Raw genomic sequence first — 19,713 nt, 5'->3', positions numbered from 1 at the left:
CTTAGCTGGCGGTTGGGAAGTGCATGTGCGTCTTCTCCGGCGCCTGGTTGGGCCAGCGGGTGGTGACGGCCTTGGCGCGCGTGTAGAACTTCACGCCTTCGGGGCCGTGGATGTGGTGGTCGCCGAAGAGCGAGTCCTTCCAGCCGCCGAAGGAGTAGAAGGCGAGCGGGACCGGGATCGGGACGTTAATGCCGATCATGCCGACCTGGATGCGGCGCTGGAACTCGCGGGCGGCTTGGCCGGAGCCGGTGAAGATCGCGGTGCCGTTGGCGTAGGCGTTGGCGTTGATGAGCTCGATGGCGTCGTCGAGGGTTGGGACGCGGATGACGGCCAGCACGGGGCCGAAGATCTCGTCGGTGTAGGCGGCCATGTCGGTGGTGACGTTGTCGAGCAGGGTCGGGCCGATCCAGAACCCGTCGCCGTCGATCTGCAGGTCGCGGCCGTCGACGATGACGTCGGCGGTGGTCTCCTCGACGTAGCCGGCAATGCGTCCGCGGGCGGCCGCGGTCACGACCGGTCCCATCTCGGAATCGGGCTCGAGACCGGGGCCGACCTTGACCTCCAGCGCCTTCGCCCGCAGACGCTCGACGAGCTCGTCGCCCACGTCGCCGACGGCCACGGCGATGCTGATCGCCATGCACCGCTGGCCGGCGCTCCCGTACCCGGCGGCAGTCAGGTGATTGGCAGCGAAGTCCAGGTCCGCGTCGGGCATGACGACCGCGTGGTTCTTCGCGCCCCCGAGCGCCTGGACGCGCTTGCCCTGTGCGGACGCACGGTCGTGGATGTACTTGGCGATCGGCGTTGACCCGACGAAGCTGATCGCGGCGACGTCAGGGTGGTCCAGGAGCGCGTCGACGGCGACCTTGTCCCCGTGCACCACGTTGAACACGCCGTCCGGGAGCCCGGCTTCCGCGTAGAGCTCAGCGATCAGGTTCGAGACGCTCGGATCGCGCTCTGAGGGCTTGAGCACGAACGTGTTCCCGGTCGCGATCGCGATCGGGTGCATCCACATCGGGACCATGATCGGGAAATTGAACGGCGTGATCCCCGCGCACACGCCGAGTGGCTGCCGGAACGAGTGCAGGTCGACGCCGGTGGAGACCTGATCGGAGAACTCGCCCTTGGTCAGCTCGGCGATGCCACACGCGAACTCCACGACCTCCATGCCCCGCACGACCTCACCGCGGGCGTCGTCGAATGTCTTGCCGTGCTCGGCGGAGATGATCCGCGCCAGCTCGTCGGTGTGCTGGTGAACGAGCTCGCGGAAGGCGAACATCACCCGAGCACGGCGCGTGACGGACACATCGCTCCACTTGGCGAACGCGGCCTTGGCGGCTTGGACGGCGGCGTCGACGTCGGCCGACTCGGCGAGCAGCACGTTGCGCTGGACGCGGCCGGTGGCGGGGTCGTAGACCGGTGCGGTGCGAGTCGAAGCGCCGGCGGTCGGCGCGCCGGCGATGACGTGGTCGATGGTTTCGAGCAGGGTGGTGCTCACGGGAGGCTCCTCGCGGTGTCAGGGGTTCTGAGGTAAGGGTTCTGGGTCGCCTTGTGGCGTTCGTAGGTCTCGCGCGCGTCGCGGGTGGTCTGCAGGGCCGCCACCTCGGCGACCGGGACGTCCCACCAGGCCTCGCTGTCGGGAGCGCCGACCTGCGGATCGGTGTGGACCTGCACGACAGTCGTGACATCCGCGGCGGCCGCCTCCCGCAGCGCGCTCTCGAACTCGTCGATCGCGCCGACGTCGAAGACGCGCGCGCCGAGCGAGGCGGCGTTCGCGGCCAGGTCGATCGGCAGCGTCTGGTCGGTCCCCCGATAGCGGTACTTGGTGCCGAAGCGCTGGGAGCCGAGCGACTCCGAGAGCGCGCCGATCGACTGATAGCCGTGGTTCTGGACCACGACGACCGTGAGCTTGATGCCCTCCGCCACCGCGGTCACGAGCTCCTGGGCCATCATCAAATACGAGCCGTCGCCGACGAGCACGAACACCTCGCGGTCCGGTGCGGCCAGCTTGACGCCGAGGCCGCCGGCGATCTCGTAGCCCATCGTCGAGTAGCCGTACTCGACGTGGTAGCCCTTCGGATCGCGCGTGCGCCACAGTTTGTGCAGGTCGCCGGGCATCGAGCCGGCGGCGCAGACGACGACGTCGCGCGGGCCGGAGACGCGGTTGACGACGCCGAGGACCTCTGTCTGCGCGGGCGGTTCGTGGCGGGTCGTGTACGCCGCTTCGACGACGGCGTCCCAGTCGTTGGGTGGCGTGACCCAGTGCGCACCGTCCAGCGCCTCGGCGAGCGCTTCGAGCCCGAGACGGGCATCGGCGAGCAGCGGTACGCCGGCGTGCTTGGTCGAGTCGATCGGCGCGACGTTGAGGTTCACGAACGCGGCATCCGGCGCGAACAGCGTGCGCGAGGCGGTGGTGAAGTCGCTCCAGCGTGTCCCGACCCCGAGGATCACATCGGCCTCACGCGCGGAGGCATTGGCCGCGGTCGTGCCGGTGTGCCCGATCGCGCCGAGCGCCTGCGGGTGGTCGTAGGGCAGCGAGCCCTTGCCGGCCTGCGTTTCAGCGACCGGGGCACCCGTCGCCTCGGCAAGCGCAGCAAGCGCGTCGGTCGCCTCGGCGTAGATGGTCCCGCCGCCGGCCACGATCAGAGGGCGCTGGGCGTTGCGCAGCAGCTGCGCGGCTTGCGCGAGCACCTCGGGCTCGGGCAGCGGGCGGCGCACGCGCCAGACCCGCTTCTCGAACAGCTCCTCCGGCCAATCGAAGGCCTCGGCCTGGACGTCCTGCGGCAGGCACAGCGTGACCGCTCCGGTCTCCACCGGGTCGGTGAGCACGCGCATCGCGCGCAGCAACGACGGGACGAGCTGTTCCGGCCGCTCGATCCGGTCCCAGTAGCGCGAGACCGGCTTGAGCGTGTCGTTGACCGTAACCGCGTGCGTTGTCGGGTCTTCGAGCTCCTGCAACACCGTGCCCGACGCGCGGGTGGCGAACACGTCGCCGGGCAGGAGGAGCACGGGGAGGCGGTTGATCGTCGCCAGCGCGGCGCCGGTGACCATGTTGGTGGCGCCTGGCCCGATACTCGACGTGCAGGCCAACGTTGCTAGCCGGTTCTTCTGCCGTGCGAAGCCTGCAGCAGCATGCACCATGCCTTGCTCGTTGCGGGCGAGGTAGTAGGGCATCTCGTCGGTCTGCTCGAGCAGGGCCTGCCCGACACCGGCGACGTTGCCGTGGCCGAAGATGCCGAAGCAGCCTGGGATCAGGCGCTGCTGTTCGCCGTCGCGCTCGCTGTATTGGACGCTCAGGAAGCGGACGAGCGCCTGTGCCACGGTGAGCCTCATGGGTGTCTCCTCGCCGAGGTCATCGGCACTCGCGGATCCAGTGCCTGGTCGGCCCACGAGGAGCGGATCCAGGCGTGTGCGGGGTCGTCGGTGAAGCGCCACGCGCGCTCACCGGGCCCGGCCATCACGTTGAGGTAGTAGAGGTCGTAGCCGGGTGCGGCCATCGACGGGCCGTGGTAGCCGTGTGGCATCACGATCGTGTCGCCACTTCGCACCTCGGCGGTGATGTCGATCTCGCGGCCCGGGCCCGAGCCGTAGACGCGCTGATAGCCAAAGCCACCGTCGGCGACCTCGAAGTAGTAGATCTCCTCGAGGGCGGTCTCGACGCCAGGGATGTCCTCGTCGTGTTTGTGTGGTGGATACGAGGACCAGTTCCCGCCCGGGGTGAGCACCTCGACGGCGATCAACCGATCGGCCTCGAAGGCGTCTGGAGCGCAGAAGTTGTTCACCTGTCGGGTCGCGTGGCCGGCGCCGCGCACCTCGATCGGCACGTCTTCGGCGGGCACGTAGCGGACCTCGAGACGGCGGTCGGTTCGGGAGGAGGGAATGGCGAACCGACCGCCGCCCGGTGAGGCGACCTCCACGTGTGCGTCGTGTGGCACGTAGAGGAAGTCCGTGACGCCGGAGAAGACGTCGTCGCGACCGAGAAGGGTGTAGGCCTGCTCATCGACCGTCACCGTGCAACCGCCGTTGAGCGGCAGCACGATCAGTTCGTCGGCGCCGGTGTCGAACGCGTGGGTCTGGCCGGGCGCGAGTTCGAGGACGCGCAGGCCGCTGAAGCCCCAGCCGGCGGACTCCGGCGTGATGTCGACCGCGTAGCTCATCCCGCCACCGGGTCCGGGAACAGCGACAGCGCGCCGTCGACGGCTGCGGCAACGTCATCGTCGGGCGGGTAGAGCAGCGATCGCCCGACGACGAGTCCGATCGCGTTGGGCAACGTCAGCGCGTTGCGCCACGAGTCAAACGCGGCGGCCTGGTCGTCGTTGACCTCGCCTCCGAGGAGGACGGTGGGCAGTGTCGTCGCGGCGACGACGCGTTCCATGTCCGGGACCACAGGCACCTTGAGCCACGTGTATGCGCTGGAGCGGCCGAGCCCCGCGGCGATCGCGGACGCCTTGATGGCAGCGGCCGTCGTCAGTGTGGTCCTGACCCGCCCGTCCACGCGCGTGGCCATGAACGGTTCGACCATGGCCACGAGTTGTCGTTCGGCGAGCTCGCTCACCGCCTTGGCGCAGGCCGCCACGGTGCTCGCGGTTGCGGGATCTTGGAGGTCGATGCGGGTCAGCATCTTTCCGCCTTCGAAGCCCATCGCTTCGATCGAGGCGGCGTCGTAGGCGGTGAAGCGATCGTCGATCTCCCACTTGGCCCGGTTCAGGCCGCCGCGGTTCATCGACCCGAAGACGGCCTTGCCGTCCAAGGCGCCGAGCAGAAGGAGGTCCTCCAGGACGTCGGGGGTGCCCAGGACGCCGGTGACCCCTGGGCGTGAGAGCGCAAGGCACAGGCGTTCGAGGAGCTCGCCGCGGTCAGCCATCGCGTCCGGGCGTCTGCCGGCGCTGAGCGCGCCGCGCGCTGGATGGTCCGCGGCGATCACGAACACCCGGCCGTCCTCGTCAACGGGCGCGGCTGGGCGACGACGGGTAGCCGCCGCTTCGGCGATCGCCTCCGGGTGCCGGATCCTGGTCCGGATCAGCTCGTCAAGCATTGACGGGCTCCCCGATCCGCTCGAGCACCTCGGTCTCGTTCGGCATGGCATCAGCGCATGACAGGCGAGAAGCCACGATCGCGCCCGCCGCGTTGCAGAAACGCATCGAGCGCTCCAGCGACCAGTCCGAGAGCAGTGCGTGACACAACGCGCCGCCGAACGCGTCGCCGGCGCCGAGCCCGTTGACGACGTCCACGGGGACGGGAGACACCTGAACTCGTTCGCGTCCGCGGCGGGCGAGTACACCGGCGGGCCCCATTTTGACCACGGCCAGGTCGAGACCCGGTGTTCCGGCGGCGGCGTATGGATCCCGCTTCCCGGTCGCGGTTTCCCACTCGTCGAGGTTGCCGACGGCGACGTCGACCCGCTTCAGGGCTTCCTGCACCCAGCGACGAGCCTCCTCGCGCGATTCCCAGAACATCGGCCGGTAGTCGAGATCGAGCACGGCGACGCCCTTGGCCGCCTCCAGGGCGGCCAAGGTCGCCGAGCGGCTCGGCTCTTGCGAGAGCCCGGTGACGGTCGCCCAGAACACGCGGGCCTCGCGAATCGCGTCCAGGTCGAGCTCATCGGCGCGGATCTCGAGATCCGGCGCCTTCGGCTGGCGGTAGAAGTACAACGGGAAATGGTCGGGCGGGAAGATCTCGCAGAACGTGACCGGCGTCGGAAGCTCTGGCACGGCGGTCACGTAGCGGTCGTCGACGCCGAAGGCGCGCAGCGCGTCGTGCAGGAACTCGCCGAACGGGTCGGCGCCGGTGCGGGTGATGACGGCGCTGCGGCGGCCGTAGCGCGCCGCAGCGACGGCAACGTTGCTCGGGCTCCCGCCGAGGTACTTGCCGAAGGACTGGACCTCACGCAGGGAGACGCCGATCTGTTGGGGATAGACGTCGACGCCGATCCGGCCCATCGTCAGCACGTCGAGTCGGGAGTCCGGGCTCACGCGACTGACCCCTCGGCGTCGAGGTTGCGCTTCAGCTCGTGCTCGAGCGCGTCGAGCTCGGCGCCGCCGGACATCTGCAGCACGAGTTCCTCGCGGGTGATCTGGTTCTTGCGCCAGTCGCCCATGAGGCGGCCGCGGTTGAGGATCACGAAGCGATCGCCGACCGGGTAGGCGTGGTGCGGGTTGTGGGTGATGAAGATCACGCCGAGCCCGCGGTCGCGGGCCTGGGCGACGTAGCGCAGCACCACGCCGGACTGCTTGACGCCGAGCGCGGCGGTCGGCTCGTCCAGGATCAGCACCTTGGCGCCGAAGTAAACGGCGCGGGCGATCGAGACCGCCTGGCGCTCGCCGCCCGAGAGCGTGCCGACGGGCTGGTCCGGGTCGCGGACGTCGATGCCCATCTTGCGCATCTCCTCGTGCATGATCCGCTTGGCGTTCTTGACGTCGATCCGCTTGAACGGGCCGCTGCCCTTCGTCGGCTCCGAGCCGAGGAAGAAGTTGCGCCAGATCGACATCAGCGGGACCGTGGCCAGGTCCTGGAAGACCGTCGCGATGCCCTGCTCCTTCGCTTCGCGCGGGGAGTGGAAGTGGGTCGGTTCGCCGTAGACCCGAAGCTCGCCCTCAGAGTGCTGGTGCACGCCGGAGAGGATCTTGATGAAGGTCGACTTGCCGGCGCCGTTGTCGCCAAGCACGCAGGTGACCTCGCCTGACTCGACGCCGACGGTGATGTCCTTCAGGGCGACGACGTTGCCGAAGTACTTGCAGACGTCGCGGACCTCGAGCAGCGTGCTCATCCCCGCACCCCCTCGGCGCGCTTGCGGATGTACGTGTTCACCAGGACCGCGATCAGCAGGATCACGCCCAGGAAGAGGAACCGCCAGTCGGTGTTCCAGCCCGAGAACTGGATGCCGATGAAGGCCATGCCGATGATCGTCGCGCCGAGCGCCGCGCCGACCGCCGAGCCGAAGCCGCCGGTGAGCACGCAGCCGCCGACGACCGCGGCGATGATGTATTGGAACTCTTCGCCGACGCCCTGGCCAGCCTGGGTCGACGCGAGGCGTAGCGCGATCATGATGCCCGTCAGCGCCGACACGAACGAGGTCATCACGAACAGCGTGACCTTGACCTGCACCACCGGCACGCCGACGTTGCGGGCGGCGTTGGCGTCGCCGCCGACGCCGAAGATCCAGTTGCCGACCCGGGTGCGCGTCAGCGTCCAGGTCGCGATCGCGGTGATCGCGAGCCACCAGATCAGCGTGATCTGGAAGTCGTGCGGAGCCCAGAAGGTGCCGCCGAAGATCTTCTTGGCGCCGTCGTAGCCCGCCGCGGTGTCGAGTCCGGTGACCGAGACCTGGTTGGTGATGGCCTTGGTCACGCCGAGGTTGACGCCCTGCAGGATGAAGAACGTCGCCAGAGTGACGATGAAGCTCGGCAGCTTGGTCCGCATGACCATATAGCCGTTCAGGAACCCGATGCCCGCGGCGGCGATCAGCGTGATAACGATGGCCAGCCAGATGTTCATGCCGACCTCGGTGGCCAGGATGCCCACGCACAAGCCCGCCGAGCCGGTGATCACGCCGGCCGAGAGGTCGAACTCGCCGCCGATCATCAGCAGCGCCACGGCCACGGCCGGGATGCCGATGGTGGCGGCGACGTCGGTCCAGTTGGCGATCCCGTCCAGTTGCAGGAACAGGCTGTTCTGGCTCCAGAAGAAGATCGCGACGACGATCGCTGCCAGCAGTGCGCCGATCTCCGGGCGGCGCAGTGCGCGGTGCAGCAGGCTGATGTTGGCCAGTCGTTCGTCGCCGACCGGCTTGGCTTCCTGCGCCGCGACGGCGGCGGGAGCGGGAGCGACCTTCGGGCTCATCGCGTGCCCGCCGCGGCTAGCTTTTCGACGGTCGCCGCGTTGCTCTTGTCCACGAAGCTGGGACCGGTGAGCACGGGCTGGCCGCCGCCGACGCTGTTGGCGTTGGTCTTGAAGAGCTTCAGGAACACGATCGGCAGGTAGCCCTGCAGGTAGGGCTGCTGGTCGACCGCGAACAGGATGTTGCCGGCCGCGATGTCCTTGAGGACGTCGGCGCTGAGGTCGAACGTGGCCAGCTTGGCGCTCGAGTTAGAGCCCTTGATCGCGGTCTTGGCCGTCTCGGCCACGGTCGTCTCGAGCGCGACGACGGCGTCAAAGGACTTGTCGGCCTGCAGCTTGGACTTGATCTCGGTCTGCGTGGTCGCGAGGTCCGACGTGCCCTTGACCTGCATGTTGGTCACCGAGCCGCCGAAGCCCTCTTTCACGCCCTGGCAGCGCTGCTGCAGCGCGATGTTGTTCTGCTCCTGGATAACGCAGAGGACCTTCTTGTAGCCCTCGGTCTTGAGCCGCGTGCCGACGGCGTTGCCGGCGATGAGCTCGGCCGAGCCGACGTGCGTGATCGCGCCGAGCGTCTTGTAGTCGTTGATGCCCGAGTTGAGCGTGATGATCGGGATCCCGGCCGACTTGGCCTTCTCCAGGGACCCCTTGATGGCATCCACGTTGGGCACCGAGACCGCCAAGCCGTCCACCTTCTGTGACACCGCGGCGTCGATCAGCTGCGCCTGCTTCTGCGGGTCGTTGTTGGACGGGCTCCAGATCAGCTTGACCCCCTCCTGCTTGGCGCCCGCTTCGGCGCCGTTCTTGACCGTGGTCCAGAACGTGCCCTCGTCGGAGTGGGTGACCATCGCGATCGTCAGGCCGCTGTCCTGTGACGAGCCAGCCGTCGAGGCGTTGCTCGTGTTCGTCGAATTGACCGCGTTGCCGTTGGCGTCCTTCTGCTCCCCACACCCGGCGACGACGATGGCGAACACCGCCGCGATCAGCAGCAGCGGGGCCTTGATCATGCGCTTCATCTCTTCTCTCTCCTCTTGTTGATCTGAGCTAGCCGACCGTGGCGACAGACGTCTCGGCCACGTTCACCGCTTGCCCGCTCTGCACCGAGCGGATCGCGGCCAGCGCGATGGCCAGTGCGGCACGTGCGTCCTCGCCGGTGACCTCGGGCTCCTCACCGGTGCGCACGCAGCGCGCGAAGTGCGCGAGCTGCTCGGTGTACGCGTCGTGGAAGAGCTCGACGTTGCTGCGGACCGTGTCCGCGGCGATCCCGCTGGCGTCGTAGATCGCCGTGCTGCTGCGACGGGCGTCACCCATCCGCGCCATGCCTTCCGAGCCGAATACCTCGCCGCGAATGTCGTAGCCATAGACGGCATGGAAGCTGGCCTCAGCCGTGGCGATCGCGCCATTGTCAAAGCGCACGACAACCGTCGCCGTGTCGAGCAGCCCGCGCTCCTTGAAGTCGGGGCGAACGAGCGCATCAGCGACGGCGTAGACGCTGACCGCCTCGGCGCCCGGGTTCAGGTAGCGCAGCGCGTCGAAGTCGTGGATCAGCGTCTCCAGGAAGATCGTCCACGGCGGAATCGGCGACGGATCGCCCAAGCCCGGATCTCGCGTCAGCGAACGCAGCAGCTGCGGCGTCCCGAGGCGCCCTGACATCACTGCCTCGCGCCCGGCGCGGAACGCGCGATCGAAGCGGCGGTTGAACCCGGCCTGCAGCGGCACCCCGGCGACCCGTGCCGCGGCGATCGCGCGATCGGCGTCGGCGAGCGTCAGCGCCGTCGGCTTCTCACAGAACACGGCCTTGCCAGCCGCTGCAGCCGCCTCGATGAGGTCCGCGTGGAAGCGCGCGGGAGCCGCGATCACCACGGCCTCGACCACCGGATCGGCGAGCAACTCGGCGGAGTCGGTCGTGAAGCCGGTGACACCGAGGGAGCTCGCCAGGCGCTCGGCGGCGCCGGGCGCCGGGTCGGCGATCGCGACCAGCTCGGCTTCCGGGATCCGGCGCGCGAGGCTTTCCGCGTGGAACGAGCCGATCGCGCCGGCGCCGATCAGCCCGACGCCGACAGGGCGTGGGACGGGGTTCATCGGGTTGCTCCTGCTTCGACGATGGACGGTGTGAATGCCGCGCGGAAGCGCTCGAGGGCCAGCTCGTCGTCACCCGAGGCCCATGCCTCCAGGCCGACCGTGCCCGTGTAGCCGAGCTGCTCGAGGGCCTGCGCAATCGCGGGGTAGTTGACCTCGCCGGTGCCCGGCTCGCAACGGCCCGGGACGTCGGCGACCTGCACCTCGCCGATCAGCCCGTCCGCGCGGCGCAGCAGCTCGATCAGGTTGCCCTCGCCGATCTGCGCGTGGTAGAGGTCGAGCATCATCCGTACGCCGGGGCTGCCGACTGCTTCCACCAGCGCGAGCGTGTCCTCCGCGCGCGCGAACGGCACGCCGGGGTGATCGACGGCGAGATTCAGGTTCTCCAGGCAGAAGGTCACGCCGGCGCGCTCGCCGAGCTCTGCCAGCCGCGAGAGCGTGCGATAGGCGGTCAGCCACATCGTCGGGGTGACGTTCTCGACCGGGGCGACGGGCAGCCCGCGGGAATCGAGCTGCGTGCCGTGGACGACGAGCCGCGTGCATCCGAGCCGGCGTGCGATCTCGATCGTCTGCTCGGCGGTCCGCAGCAGCGCTTCGCCTCCGGCTGCGTCAGCCAGGCTGCCTTCGGTGTAGCCGGTCATGGACGAGAACGTCGCGCCGGTCGCGACCAGCGCGTCGATGTCCTTGACGGTCCAGTCCCAGATCTCGACCTGGAATCCGAGTTCGTCGATGCGCCGGACGCGCTCGATGAACGGCAGGTCCTGGAACACCATCTCGGCGCACACCGCCAACGGGAACGCCGGCGTTTCGGGTTCGGGCATAGCTCCTCCGCAACTCCACTGCACACGGAAGCGGCCGCTCGGGCGACGAACACGTCGCCAGGCGTTCACAACGACCAGCCTCTCCTCGGCGCAGACTTTGAATCCGCTCTCTCTGGCACGAGCCATTAGCACGTGCTAGGTCGAGAAGGTAGAGAGTCACGTCGCGCCTGTCAAGTACTCTTTTGGCACGTGCTAGAGGATTCACCCATCGACCGCGAGTGCGACGATGAAGTCGTGAGCCGCCCGCAGGCCAACAAGCGCCCGACCGCCGCCGACGTCGCGGCACGCGCCGGCGTCTCGCGGCAGCTGGTCTCCCTGGTCATCCGCGACCAGCCCGGCGCCAGCGCCGCGACGCGCGAACGCGTCCTCCAAGCCGCCGCCGAGCTCGGCTACCAGCGCGACACCCGCGCCGCCGTCCTGCGCAGCACGCGTTCCCAGCTCCTCGGCGTGATGTTCGGCGTCCAGCACACGTTCCACGCAGACCTCGTGGAAGGGATCTACGCAGCCGCCGAGAGCGACGGCTACGACGTGGTCCTCAGCGCCAGGACGCCGCGGCGGGACGAGGAGCACGCACTCCAGACGCTGCTAGCTGACCGCTGTGAAGCCCTGCTGTTGCTCGGCCCCGAGCTGCCGCCGGCCCGCCTCGCGGAACTCGCGCGCCGGCTCCCGGTCGTGGTGGTCGCACGCAAGGTTCGTGACGTGCCCGTCGACCTCGTGCACACCGCGGACGAGCGTGGCATCCGACAGGCGATCGACCACCTCGTCGAACTCGGGCACCGCGACATCGCCCACATCGACGGTGGTCAGGCACCAAGCAGCACCGAGCGACGCCGCGGCTACCGCGCCGCGATGCGCCGCCACGGCCTCGCCGAGCACGTCCGGATCCTCCCCGGCGGACTCACAGAGGAGCACGGCGACGCGGCCGCCCAGACCCTGCTCGCCGGCGACACGTTGCCCACGGCCGTCCTCGCCTTCAACGACCGCTGCGCCGTCGGCGTGCTCGACACCCTGATCCGCTCCGGCGTGAACGTCCCCGACGATGTCTCACTCGTGGGCTACGACGACGACCGCCTGTCGCGGCTCGCCCACGTCAACCTCACCACCGTGGCCCAGGACGCGCGTGAGATGGCTCGCCTCGCCGTCGAGCGGGCGATCGCACGGCTCGAGGAGCGCCCCGTCGACGGTCGCGAGATCGTCCTACCGCCGCACCTGATCGTCCGCGGCTCGACCGCCCTGGCTCGCCGTCTGCCGTAGCACTTCGACCGACCTGCGGATCCCGTCCTCCGGCGGCAACGCAGCATCCTCGTGCTCGACGCTGAGGACGTCGTCATACCCGGAAGCGAGGAGCTCGTCGACGAACGCGCGCCAGAACGCCTCGCCGTGACCATCGCCGAGCGTCACGTAGTTCCACGCTCGTGCCGCCCGATCCGGGTCGAACAGCGGGATCGTCTCCAGCAGCGTGCGCACGGCCGCCGCCGGCTCGATCCGCGCATCCTTGGCATGCACGTGATAGATCGCCTCGCCCAGCTCGCGCACCGTTGCCAGTGGGTCAGCGCCCATCCAGAAGAGATGGCTCGGGTCCAGGTTCGCGCCCACGGTGTCGCCTACCGCGTCGCGCAGGCGCAGCAGCGTCGGCGCGTTGTAGACGAGTTGGCCGGCGTGCGGCTCGACACAGAGGCGGATGTCGCCGGTGTTGTGCGTGAAGGCCACGAGATCGCGCCAATAGGGCACGGCGATCGCGTTCCACTGCCACTCCAGCAGCGTGTACGCCTCAGGGGGCCACGAGACCACGACCCAGTTCGGGTTGGTGTCGCCCGGCCCGGCGGGAAGACCCGACATCAGGATCACGCGCGAGACGCAGAGCTCGGCGGCGAGCTGGATCGTCTTGCGGGTGACGTCGTCGTGCGCTGCTCCGGACTCGCCGGGAGCGAGCTGGTTGCCCGAGCAGGTGAGCGCGCTGATCTGCAGGCCGCGTTCGCGCAGCAGGCCGTTCAGCCGGTCGCGAGCGGACGCGCTGTTTAGCAGCTCGTCGACATCGACGTGCGGCGCGGACGACCAGTTACCGGTGGCGAACTCCACGCAGTCAAGACCGAGCCCGGCGGCCAGATCCAGTGCTCCTTCCAGCGGCAGCGCGCCGAGACTGTCCGTGTTGAACCCGAACTTCACGACAGCACCGCCTCGGCGTCGAGGTTGATGCGCGCGCCCGTCGCAGCCGCGTCGACAACCGCTTCCTGGATCTCGAGGTTGTGCAGGCCGTGTGCCAGTGACGGGCAGCCTGGGAGCTCGCGGATTCCGGCGATCTCGTCCAAGAACGAGCGGGCTTGGAACACGAAGGCGTCGTTGTGGCCGAAGCCGATCCCGGCACCGTCGAACGGCAGCCCTTGGCCGACCAGGGCGTGGCTCGGGCCGAGCAGCACGCGGCGGAAGCCGTTGTCTGCCCCGGCCGACCGCTCGTCGGCCAAGAGGATCTCTGCGGGCGTACGCGCGTCATAGACGGCGGCGCCACGCTCACAGAAGACCTCGAAGTGCAGCGTGTTCGGGTGCCCGTAAGCCATCCGCGAGATGCCGATCGAGCCCGTAGCGCCACCTGCGAAGCGCACGGAGTAGTTCGCGTCGTCCTCATTTTCGACCGCACCGGTCTCGCCACTCACCGCACCGTGGTCGTGCCCCGTCACGCGACCGAGCGGCAACGGCCGCCGCGTGACGTGTGTGCTCAGGTTCGCGCCTCCGACCGAGAGGACCGAACCACAGACGAATTCACCGGCGTCGACGATGTGCGAGCCGATATCGGCCAGCACGCCTGAGCCGAGACCGCCCTTGTAGCGCCAAGTCAGCGGCGCCAGCGGGTCACACCCGTAGTCGGTCCAGTACTGGCCGGCAAAGTGCAGCGGCTTGCCCAGGCTGCCCGACTGCACGAGCTCGGCGATCGCGCGTACGCCCGGGGTGAAACGGAACGTGTACCCCACGCGAGCGATCGACGACGCACGATCGGCCGCCGCGACCATCGCGGCTGCGTCCGCCGTGTCCGGCGCAAGCGGCTTCTCGCAGAGCACGTGCTTTCCCGCCTCCAGCAGGCCGGTGACGACCTCCCGGTGGACCGGGTTGGCCACGACCACGCTGACCGCCTCGATGTCGGGGGCCTCCGCGATCGCCTGCCACGCGGTCTCCGCTCGTTCGTAGCCGTAACGACGCGCCGCGTCGGTCGCCAGCGCCTCGTCGAGATCCGTGACGGCCACCAGGCGCACGTCGTACGGCGCCAGCGAGTAGACCGATTGTGCACTGCGATACCCCTGTGCATGCGCGCGTCCGGCCATGCCGGCACCGATGACCGCAACGCCGATCGATGGCTTCATTGCGGACCCTCCTCTCTCGCTGAACGGCTCCTAGCACGTACTATTAGCACGTGCTAGCGTAGTGCCGCAAGAGAGCGGGAGAGGAACGGACCATGGAGGAACAAATCGACGGCGGCCTGCCAGGCCGACTCGCGGCGGCCCCGATCTCCTGGGGCGTCTGCGAGGTGCCCGGCTGGGGCTTGCAACTGCCACCAGACCGCGTCCTCGCCGAGATGGCCGATCTCGGGATCGCGGCGACCGAACTCGGGGCGCTGGGCTGGCTCCCCGAAGACAGCGCGGCGGCTCGTGCGCTCCTCGACCGCTACGCGCTGCAGCTGGTCGGCGGCTTCGTGCCCGTGGTGGTGCACGAACGCGCCGTAGACGTCGAGTACGCGCGCCGAGCAGCCGCACATCTCGCGAGTACAGGCGGCGAGCTGTTCGTTGCGGCAACCGTGCAAGACCTTCGGTGGTCCGCCCCTGCGCCCTTGGACGCGGACAGCTGGGCCCGCGCCGGCGAGCACGTTACGAACCTCGCCGACGTCGCCTCGGCCGAGGGCGTCGAACTCGTGCTGCACCCGCACGCCGGCACGGTCCTCGAAACCGCCGCGGACGTGGAACTTGCGTTGGAGCACACAAACGTGCCCTGGTGCTTCGACACGGGGCACCTGCTGATCGGAGGCGTCGATCCGGTCGAGTTCGTCGGCGCGCATGGCGATCGAATCGGCCACGTCCACTTCAAGGACGTCCGCCTGGACATCGTCGAACGTCTCCGGTCAGGCGAGCTCTCACTCGTACAGGCGGTTCAAGCCGGCCTGTTCCAACCGCTCGGCACCGGCGATGCCCGGATCGCCGAGGTCGTCGAAGCCCTCCGGCGCTCCGGATACGACCGCTGGCTCGTCCTCGAGCAAGACCTCGCCATCACAGGCTCGGAGCCGCCGGCCGGTGCCGGTCCGGCGCTCGACGTCGCCAGCAGCATCCAGTTTCTGTTCGGACTCGCCTCGGCACAGGACGAAGCCGTTCACTGACCCAGGGCATCGGGGGCGGCGCCTCAGCAGCCACGGCCGAACGGCCGGTTCGTGAGCGAGCGTTCCTGCTCGACGAGACGAATGCCCGCTCGGCGCGGAGGTAGTCTGCACGCGCGTCCTGCGCGGCCGGCAGCTCGCCGATCGCTTCAGTAGCCGAACAGTGCCGATGGCTGGACCGGTAGTCATGGATCGCGAGCGCTGCGCGTCGCCAGGCAAGAACGAGCACTGCGTCGTTCGTTCCCCGTTGCGGGCAAGGGCCGATGGCATTCGTCAGCCACGGCGGAGGAGCCTCCTGCAGATCCCGAAGCGTGGCTGCTCGCGGCGTCGGAGGCCGTGTGTCGTCGTCGGTGACATCGCCACGACTCGCCACTCGTCGTGCGGCACCCGCGAGAAGCTGCGCGACGCGCGATCGACTGATCCGCATCAGCCTCGCGACGTCCGATTGAGTCGAGACCTGCGAGGAGAGCAGGACCGCGGCGCGCGCGTGGGGTGGCAGCCGTCGGAGTTCTTGCATGGCGGCCACGAAGTCGAGGCGCTCTTCATGTAGATCGTGAGGATCGACCGGTTCGGCCCTTCTCTCGATACGAGATCCGACACCAGGTTCGAGCGCCGCCAGGTGGATAGCTTCGCGCTCCGCTCGCTGGATGAGCCAGCCTCGCCATCGGCCGTCGCCACGGTCGGGTTGGGTCCTAAAGAAATAGATCCATGCCTCGGCGGCAGCGTCCTCGGCGATCTCCCTGGTGAAGCGGACGTCGCGCATCAACTCCTGGACGAGCAGGTGGTTGAACTCGCCGTAGAGGTCAAGCTCGTCACCGAGGAAACGGACCGACGGACTCATAGCTCGCTGGCAGCTGAGGCCCGGAGCACGCGTTCCGCCCACTCCGCGCCGAGAGCGTCCGTATACGGGCCAGGAATGCCACCGGCCAAGACTTCGGCGCAGCACGCGCACATGAGCGCGACGAACTGCAGGTCCTTGTCGCCGACCTGGGCGCTGAGAAGCCGCGGTGAGATGATGTGGGTGCGCCGCAGGGACACGAGCGCAACCAGCTCCCCGTGGTACTCGATCGGAACCAGCGTGGGCAGATCCATGCCCCGGAGAAGTGACGGGTACGCGAAACTGGCCCCCTTTAGCGCTCATGCTCGCGCTCTCGTCCAGAGCCTCGCAGCAGTGCGTGGTCATCAACGGCACAGAGCGCTTTGGCGTGCGCAGGTTCGAGCGCGCGATCAGCAGGCTGCGAGAGCCCGGAGGACGCGAAGATCTCCGCGCCGACTGCACGGCGGTAGTCGTCGAGGGCAATCGCCGCACGACGCCACGCGCGACGAAGCTCGACGGAGCCCGAACCCTTCCGCGACGGCCGCGGGGGACGACCTATCTGGTCGACGAGCCACCGCGGAGATTCGTGCTCGAGGTCCCAGAGCCGCTCGGCGCGCGGGGAGAGCTGCTGCCGACTTGGGAGTCGTGCGCTCAGGATCTCCTGGATCTGTTGGCTGGCTGTGGACACGAGCTTGTCCACGCGCCCGACGCTGTCTCCAGTGAGGTCCGCGATCTCACTCTTGGAGAACTGCAGCGCTCTGAGCAGCGCGACACGCTGTAGCCGTGGCCGAAGCTGCGTGATCACGCCCAACGCCTCGTCGACATCGTGCTGGATCTCGACCTCTTCGACGGGCGAGGGCGCGTCGCTCGCAAGCTCGATCTCGTCGATGGGATGCTTCGATGGTGTGCGGCGTCGTCAACAGCGTGGCTCGAGCAACCGTGCGCATGAGCCGGTCGTTGAAAGCTCGGAACAGCTCGGCCTCGTCACCGCGGGCTGGCGGGAAGCGATGTGAATCGGCCATCTCGGCGGCTCAAGCCGCCGAGACACCGATCTGGGCAAAGTTCTTGCGTCAGCGCTCGAGACTGGCGTCCCGATGCCGAGCCATGTCACGCACGGCAAATAGCGCGGCGGCGTAGACATGCCGCAGAGAACGGTTTGCCGGCGGCGCAAGACGCTCCATCCCGAATCGCTCAGGTCCGATCGCGGATCGGTAGTCGTCCAACGCAAGCGCGGCTCGTCGCCAATCTCGCCGTGCCTCGGTCCCGCCCCTTCTGACAGTTGGACGGACAGGCGGACCGATCTCGGCGACGAGCCATGCCGGGGTGTCTCGCTCAAGTCGGTACAGCCGCTCGGCCCGTGGCGACGACGGATTCTCCGAATGCCGTCGATCGGCCACGTGCTCGTCCATCAAATAGTTGGCCTGGGTGATCAGCTTCTGCACACGGCGGGCGGTAAGGCCAGTCGCCTCGACGATCTCGGGGTGCGACAGCCCGAACGCGCGAAGCAGCGCGACCTCTCGCAACCGCTGAGGTAGGCCGCCCACGATCGCAATCGCGTCATGCATGTCGGTTTGCAGCTCGTACTCGTCGGGCTCGGAATGGTCCTTGGAGGCATGTCGCACCCCGAGACTCTTCGCCTTCACCCACTCGCGGATGACATCGCGCTCCAACGCCCACGCCTGGCGCTGCGCGGTCTTAACCAACCAGCCTTGCCAATGATCGCGCTCGGGCTGGTAGCGCATGAACTGCGACCAGGCGTAAGCACACGCGTCTTCCACCGTGTGCGTCGTGGTGAATCGCACGACCTCGGAGATGTGCGCCATCAGAGGCCCGTTGAACTGGCGGAAGAGCTCAGCTTCGTCGCCTCGCGGCGGCGGCAAGGGGTCAGCAGCGGCCATATCGGCGGCTCAAGCCGCCGAGAGGCCGATTTGGGCAATCGGATCTCTACACGCGCGTCGCGGGCCGGCGCTGCGTGCGCAATGCGCGATCGAGCTCACTCCGCACGAACCGCACGTGCCGGCCGATCTTCAAGCAAGGCAGGCGGCCCTCGCGCGCGTACTGCAACACGGTCTTCGGCGGGATGTCGCCAAGCAGCTTGCTGACCTCGCGCGCGGTCAGGAGCGGCTCGTCGAGTGGTCCGGGGTCAGCAGTCATCGGCGTTCAAGCCGTCGAGACCCCGATTCGGGCAAAGAATGTCTCTCTCGGCTCTCAGCTCGCTGCCGGCGACTCTGTGCCCCGCGGCCGACTGCGTCCCCGCCGAGAATGTCCCTATTCCACGGGGCTGGCCTGTGAATCCCCGAATAGGAGAGCGGTTTAGGGCAGCGGTGTTCGGGCCGGGGTTCGGCCGGCTGTCGGGGGCGGCGGGGGTGTGTGGTTAGGCGGCGGGTTCGAGTTGCTCGAGTTCGACCTTGTAGCCGAGCGCTTCGAGTTGGCGTTGGAGGCGGCGAGCGCGGTGTTCGGGCGAGTAGCGCTTGTGTTGCCAGTCGGCTCCGAGGTCCTGGTAGGGAACGCGGTCGCGGACGACGTGGTAGTAGGCGACGAGCAGGTCGTGGCGGATCGCGCCGAGCGCGATCGGTTCGCCGCGGCGGCCGCGTAGCTGGACATAGTGCGCGGCGACGTATGTGCCCTTGGTCCGCACGGCGGCTCTGGCGCACTCGGTCAGCATGTCGGTGAGCCAGCGCGGCCCAGGACGGGTGCGGCCCGAGCGCCGGCGGCCGGCAGACTCGTGATGTCCCGGGCAGGCGCCGGCCCAGGACGCGAAGTGCTTGACCGTCGGAAAGCGCGTCATGTCCAGGCCGCATTCGGCGATCAGGACCTGGGCAGCGTGGACGTGCACCCCGGGGATCGTGCAGAGGCGCTCGATCACGTCTTGGTGCGGGGCGAGCACGGCGGCGATCCGGTCGCTGAGGTTGGCGATCGCGCTGTCGAGCGTGTCGATGTGCGCGAGCAGCTGCGCGACCATGACACCGTGGTGCTCGATCTGGAAGCGGCTGGCGAGCGCCTCGCGCAGCTGCGGGATCTTCTGGCGCATCCGGGCCTTGGCCAGCTCGGCGAGCTGCTCGGGATCGTTGATGCCACCCAGCAGAGCGTCGAGCATCGCCCGCGCCGACTTGGAGTAGGTCGTCGACGCGACGCTGGAGAGCTTGATCCCCGCGTCTTGGAGAACCTTCTCCAGCCGCTGGATCGAACGCGCTCGCTCGTTGGCCTGGGCCTTGCGCAGCCGCGTCAGATCGCGTAGCCGGCGGATCTCCGGAGGCGGCACGAAGCTCGGACGCACGAGCCCGTGCTGGACGAGCTGGCAGATCCATTCGGAGTCCTTGACGTCGGTCTTGCGCCCGGGCACGTTGCGCAGGTGATGCGCGTTGAGCAGCCAGCACTCGAAGCGGTCTTCCAGCGCCTGAAAGACGGTCTTCCAATACACGCCGGTCGCCTCCATCCCGACCAGCGTGACCCCGAACTGCGCCAGCCACTCGGCGAGCGCCGCTAGGCCGGTCAGCGTCGCGCTGAACGTCTGCGTCTGCTGGTCGACTCGCCGCCGCCCTGTGCCGGGCACGCGCACGGTCGCCACGACATTGTCACGGTGCACATCAAGACCCGCGCACCGCTGTACCACCACATCCATCGCCCGCTCCTTTCAGGACGCCGGATACCGATCGCCCGGAGGAGACCTCCCAGCATGAGTCTGGCCTACGCGCTCGAAGCAGCAATCAACACTTCCACAGGTCCCCACGCCACGCTGTCGCACGGGCTCTCCGCGCACCAAGCCTCGACGGCGTCAACCCGGGCACAGGGATTCTCACTCCTCAACACCG

19 protein-coding genes are annotated in these 19,713 nt (G+C 68.7%); 2 read left to right on the top strand and 17 right to left on the bottom strand.

The features are described from left to right. Position 1 precedes the first annotated feature (1 nt). From G569_RS0126040 to G569_RS0125995, 10 genes are read right to left on the bottom strand one after another with little or no spacing between them, the layout of a single operon-like run. Entirely contained in the window at positions 2 to 1,495 is a 1,494-nt protein-coding gene (locus G569_RS0126040; RefSeq protein WP_028065610.1) for a CoA-acylating methylmalonate-semialdehyde dehydrogenase, read from the bottom strand. Then, complete coding sequence (gene iolD, locus G569_RS0126035; protein ID WP_037499218.1) at positions 1,492 to 3,330, bottom strand: 3D-(3,5/4)-trihydroxycyclohexane-1,2-dione acylhydrolase (decyclizing); 1,839 nt, start codon at positions 3,328 to 3,330, stop codon at positions 1,492 to 1,494. Before iolD ends, G569_RS0126040 begins: the two co-directional genes overlap by 4 nt. Beyond that, positions 3,327 to 4,154: a 5-deoxy-glucuronate isomerase gene (gene iolB / locus G569_RS51625; protein ID WP_053227003.1), complete on the bottom strand. Its 828-nt coding sequence runs from the start codon at positions 4,152 to 4,154 to the stop codon at positions 3,327 to 3,329. Before iolB ends, iolD begins: the two co-directional genes overlap by 4 nt. Further along, complete coding sequence (locus tag G569_RS0126025) at positions 4,151 to 5,032, bottom strand: Cgl0159 family (beta/alpha)8-fold protein (RefSeq protein WP_028065608.1); 882 nt, start codon at positions 5,030 to 5,032, stop codon at positions 4,151 to 4,153. Before G569_RS0126025 ends, iolB begins: the two co-directional genes overlap by 4 nt. Next, positions 5,025 to 5,969: a 5-dehydro-2-deoxygluconokinase gene (iolC, locus tag G569_RS0126020; RefSeq protein WP_028065607.1), complete on the bottom strand. Its 945-nt coding sequence runs from the start codon at positions 5,967 to 5,969 to the stop codon at positions 5,025 to 5,027. Before iolC ends, G569_RS0126025 begins: the two co-directional genes overlap by 8 nt. Continuing rightward, positions 5,966 to 6,763 carry an ATP-binding cassette domain-containing protein gene (locus tag G569_RS0126015; RefSeq protein WP_028065606.1) on the bottom strand — a complete coding sequence of 266 codons (798 nt, stop codon included), beginning with the start codon at positions 6,761 to 6,763 and terminating at the stop codon, positions 5,966 to 5,968. The genes iolC and G569_RS0126015 overlap by 4 nt, the downstream gene beginning before the upstream one ends. Continuing rightward, on the bottom strand, positions 6,760 to 7,836 hold the full coding sequence (locus G569_RS0126010) for an ABC transporter permease (protein ID WP_084285571.1): 1,077 nt from the start codon (positions 7,834 to 7,836) through the stop codon (positions 6,760 to 6,762). The genes G569_RS0126015 and G569_RS0126010 overlap by 4 nt, the downstream gene beginning before the upstream one ends. After that, complete coding sequence (locus tag G569_RS0126005) at positions 7,833 to 8,846, bottom strand: substrate-binding domain-containing protein (RefSeq protein WP_028065604.1); 1,014 nt, start codon at positions 8,844 to 8,846, stop codon at positions 7,833 to 7,835. Before G569_RS0126005 ends, G569_RS0126010 begins: the two co-directional genes overlap by 4 nt. Positions 8,847 to 8,874: 28 nt before the next feature. Then, positions 8,875 to 9,912: a Gfo/Idh/MocA family oxidoreductase gene (locus tag G569_RS0126000; protein ID WP_028065603.1), complete on the bottom strand. Its 1,038-nt coding sequence runs from the start codon at positions 9,910 to 9,912 to the stop codon at positions 8,875 to 8,877. Continuing rightward, positions 9,909 to 10,730: a TIM barrel protein gene (locus G569_RS0125995; RefSeq protein WP_028065602.1), complete on the bottom strand. Its 822-nt coding sequence runs from the start codon at positions 10,728 to 10,730 to the stop codon at positions 9,909 to 9,911. Before G569_RS0125995 ends, G569_RS0126000 begins: the two co-directional genes overlap by 4 nt. Positions 10,731 to 10,964: 234 nt before the next feature. Here G569_RS0125995 and G569_RS0125990 point away from each other — a divergent pair, with 234 nt between their 5' ends. Next, positions 10,965 to 11,984, top strand: a complete 1,020-nt coding sequence (locus G569_RS0125990) for a LacI family DNA-binding transcriptional regulator (RefSeq protein WP_028065601.1) — start codon at positions 10,965 to 10,967, stop codon at positions 11,982 to 11,984. Here the strand turns inward: G569_RS0125990 and G569_RS0125985 are convergent. Beyond that, positions 11,928 to 12,896, bottom strand: a complete 969-nt coding sequence (locus G569_RS0125985; protein WP_028065600.1) for a sugar phosphate isomerase/epimerase family protein — start codon at positions 12,894 to 12,896, stop codon at positions 11,928 to 11,930. The two genes, G569_RS0125990 and G569_RS0125985, sit on opposite strands and share 57 nt — an antisense overlap. After that, on the bottom strand, positions 12,893 to 14,083 hold the full coding sequence (locus tag G569_RS0125980) for a Gfo/Idh/MocA family protein (RefSeq protein WP_028065599.1): 1,191 nt from the start codon (positions 14,081 to 14,083) through the stop codon (positions 12,893 to 12,895). The genes G569_RS0125985 and G569_RS0125980 overlap by 4 nt, the downstream gene beginning before the upstream one ends. Before the next feature lie 92 nt (positions 14,084 to 14,175). On the opposite strand from G569_RS0125980, the gene G569_RS51620 reads away from it, so the two are divergent. Then, positions 14,176 to 15,087, top strand: a complete 912-nt coding sequence (locus tag G569_RS51620; RefSeq protein ID WP_037499213.1) for a TIM barrel protein — start codon at positions 14,176 to 14,178, stop codon at positions 15,085 to 15,087. Between the two features lie 834 nt (positions 15,088 to 15,921). Here the strand turns inward: G569_RS51620 and G569_RS0125955 are convergent. The 5 genes from G569_RS0125955 to G569_RS0125935 all read right to left on the bottom strand — a co-directional run bounded on the left by G569_RS0125955 (position 15,922) and on the right by G569_RS0125935 (position 19,523). Then, entirely contained in the window at positions 15,922 to 16,176 is a 255-nt protein-coding gene (locus G569_RS0125955) for a hypothetical protein (RefSeq protein WP_028065596.1), read from the bottom strand. 38 nt (positions 16,177 to 16,214) lie between these two features. After that, positions 16,215 to 16,706 carry a hypothetical protein gene (locus G569_RS0125950; protein WP_028065595.1) on the bottom strand — a complete coding sequence of 164 codons (492 nt, stop codon included), beginning with the start codon at positions 16,704 to 16,706 and terminating at the stop codon, positions 16,215 to 16,217. A gap of 265 nt (positions 16,707 to 16,971) precedes the next feature. Next, positions 16,972 to 17,799, bottom strand: coding sequence for an RNA polymerase sigma factor (locus tag G569_RS0125945; RefSeq protein ID WP_037499209.1), 828 nt, complete (start codon positions 17,797 to 17,799; stop codon positions 16,972 to 16,974). A 46-nt stretch (positions 17,800 to 17,845) separates the two neighbouring features. Continuing rightward, a complete protein-coding gene (locus G569_RS0125940; protein ID WP_028065593.1) occupies positions 17,846 to 18,055 on the bottom strand; it encodes a helix-turn-helix domain-containing protein in 210 nt (69 codons plus the stop codon). A 220-nt stretch (positions 18,056 to 18,275) separates the two neighbouring features. Next, a complete protein-coding gene (locus G569_RS0125935; protein ID WP_028065592.1) occupies positions 18,276 to 19,523 on the bottom strand; it encodes an IS110 family RNA-guided transposase in 1,248 nt (415 codons plus the stop codon). Positions 19,524 to 19,713: the final 190 nt, after the last annotated feature.

The sequence above is a fragment of the Solirubrobacter soli DSM 22325 genome (genome assembly GCF_000423665.1).
GTDB lineage: Bacteria > Actinomycetota > Thermoleophilia > Solirubrobacterales > Solirubrobacteraceae > Solirubrobacter > Solirubrobacter soli.
Note: the sequence above shows the minus strand (reverse complement) of the source record. Positions and strands in the feature narration are given on the sequence as shown.

Bases quoted from the DNA above. Each gene is read 5' to 3' on its own strand.
- iolD (WP_037499218.1), bottom strand. From the start codon at position 3,330: ATGAGGCTCACCGTGGCACAGGCGCTCGTCCGCTTCCTGAGCGTCCAA.
- G569_RS0125995 (WP_028065602.1), bottom strand. From the start codon at position 10,730: ATGCCCGAACCCGAAACGCCGGCGTTCCCGTTGGCGGTGTGCGCCGAG.
- G569_RS51620 (WP_037499213.1), top strand. From the start codon at position 14,176: ATGGAGGAACAAATCGACGGCGGCCTGCCAGGCCGACTCGCGGCGGCC.
- G569_RS0125940 (WP_028065593.1), bottom strand. From the start codon at position 18,055: ATGACTGCTGACCCCGGACCACTCGACGAGCCGCTCCTGACCGCGCGC.
- G569_RS0125935 (WP_028065592.1), bottom strand. From the start codon at position 19,523: ATGGATGTGGTGGTACAGCGGTGCGCGGGTCTTGATGTGCACCGTGAC.
- G569_RS0126005 (WP_028065604.1), bottom strand. From the start codon at position 8,846: ATGAAGCGCATGATCAAGGCCCCGCTGCTGCTGATCGCGGCGGTGTTC.
- iolB (WP_053227003.1), bottom strand. From the start codon at position 4,154: ATGAGCTACGCGGTCGACATCACGCCGGAGTCCGCCGGCTGGGGCTTC.
- G569_RS0125980 (WP_028065599.1), bottom strand. From the start codon at position 14,083: ATGAAGCCATCGATCGGCGTTGCGGTCATCGGTGCCGGCATGGCCGGA.
- G569_RS0126010 (WP_084285571.1), bottom strand. From the start codon at position 7,836: ATGAGCCCGAAGGTCGCTCCCGCTCCCGCCGCCGTCGCGGCGCAGGAA.
- G569_RS0125955 (WP_028065596.1), bottom strand. From the start codon at position 16,176: ATGGATCTGCCCACGCTGGTTCCGATCGAGTACCACGGGGAGCTGGTT.
- G569_RS0126015 (WP_028065606.1), bottom strand. From the start codon at position 6,763: ATGAGCACGCTGCTCGAGGTCCGCGACGTCTGCAAGTACTTCGGCAAC.
- G569_RS0126025 (WP_028065608.1), bottom strand. From the start codon at position 5,032: ATGCTTGACGAGCTGATCCGGACCAGGATCCGGCACCCGGAGGCGATC.
- G569_RS0126000 (WP_028065603.1), bottom strand. From the start codon at position 9,912: ATGAACCCCGTCCCACGCCCTGTCGGCGTCGGGCTGATCGGCGCCGGC.
- G569_RS0125945 (WP_037499209.1), bottom strand. From the start codon at position 17,799: ATGGCCGCTGCTGACCCCTTGCCGCCGCCGCGAGGCGACGAAGCTGAG.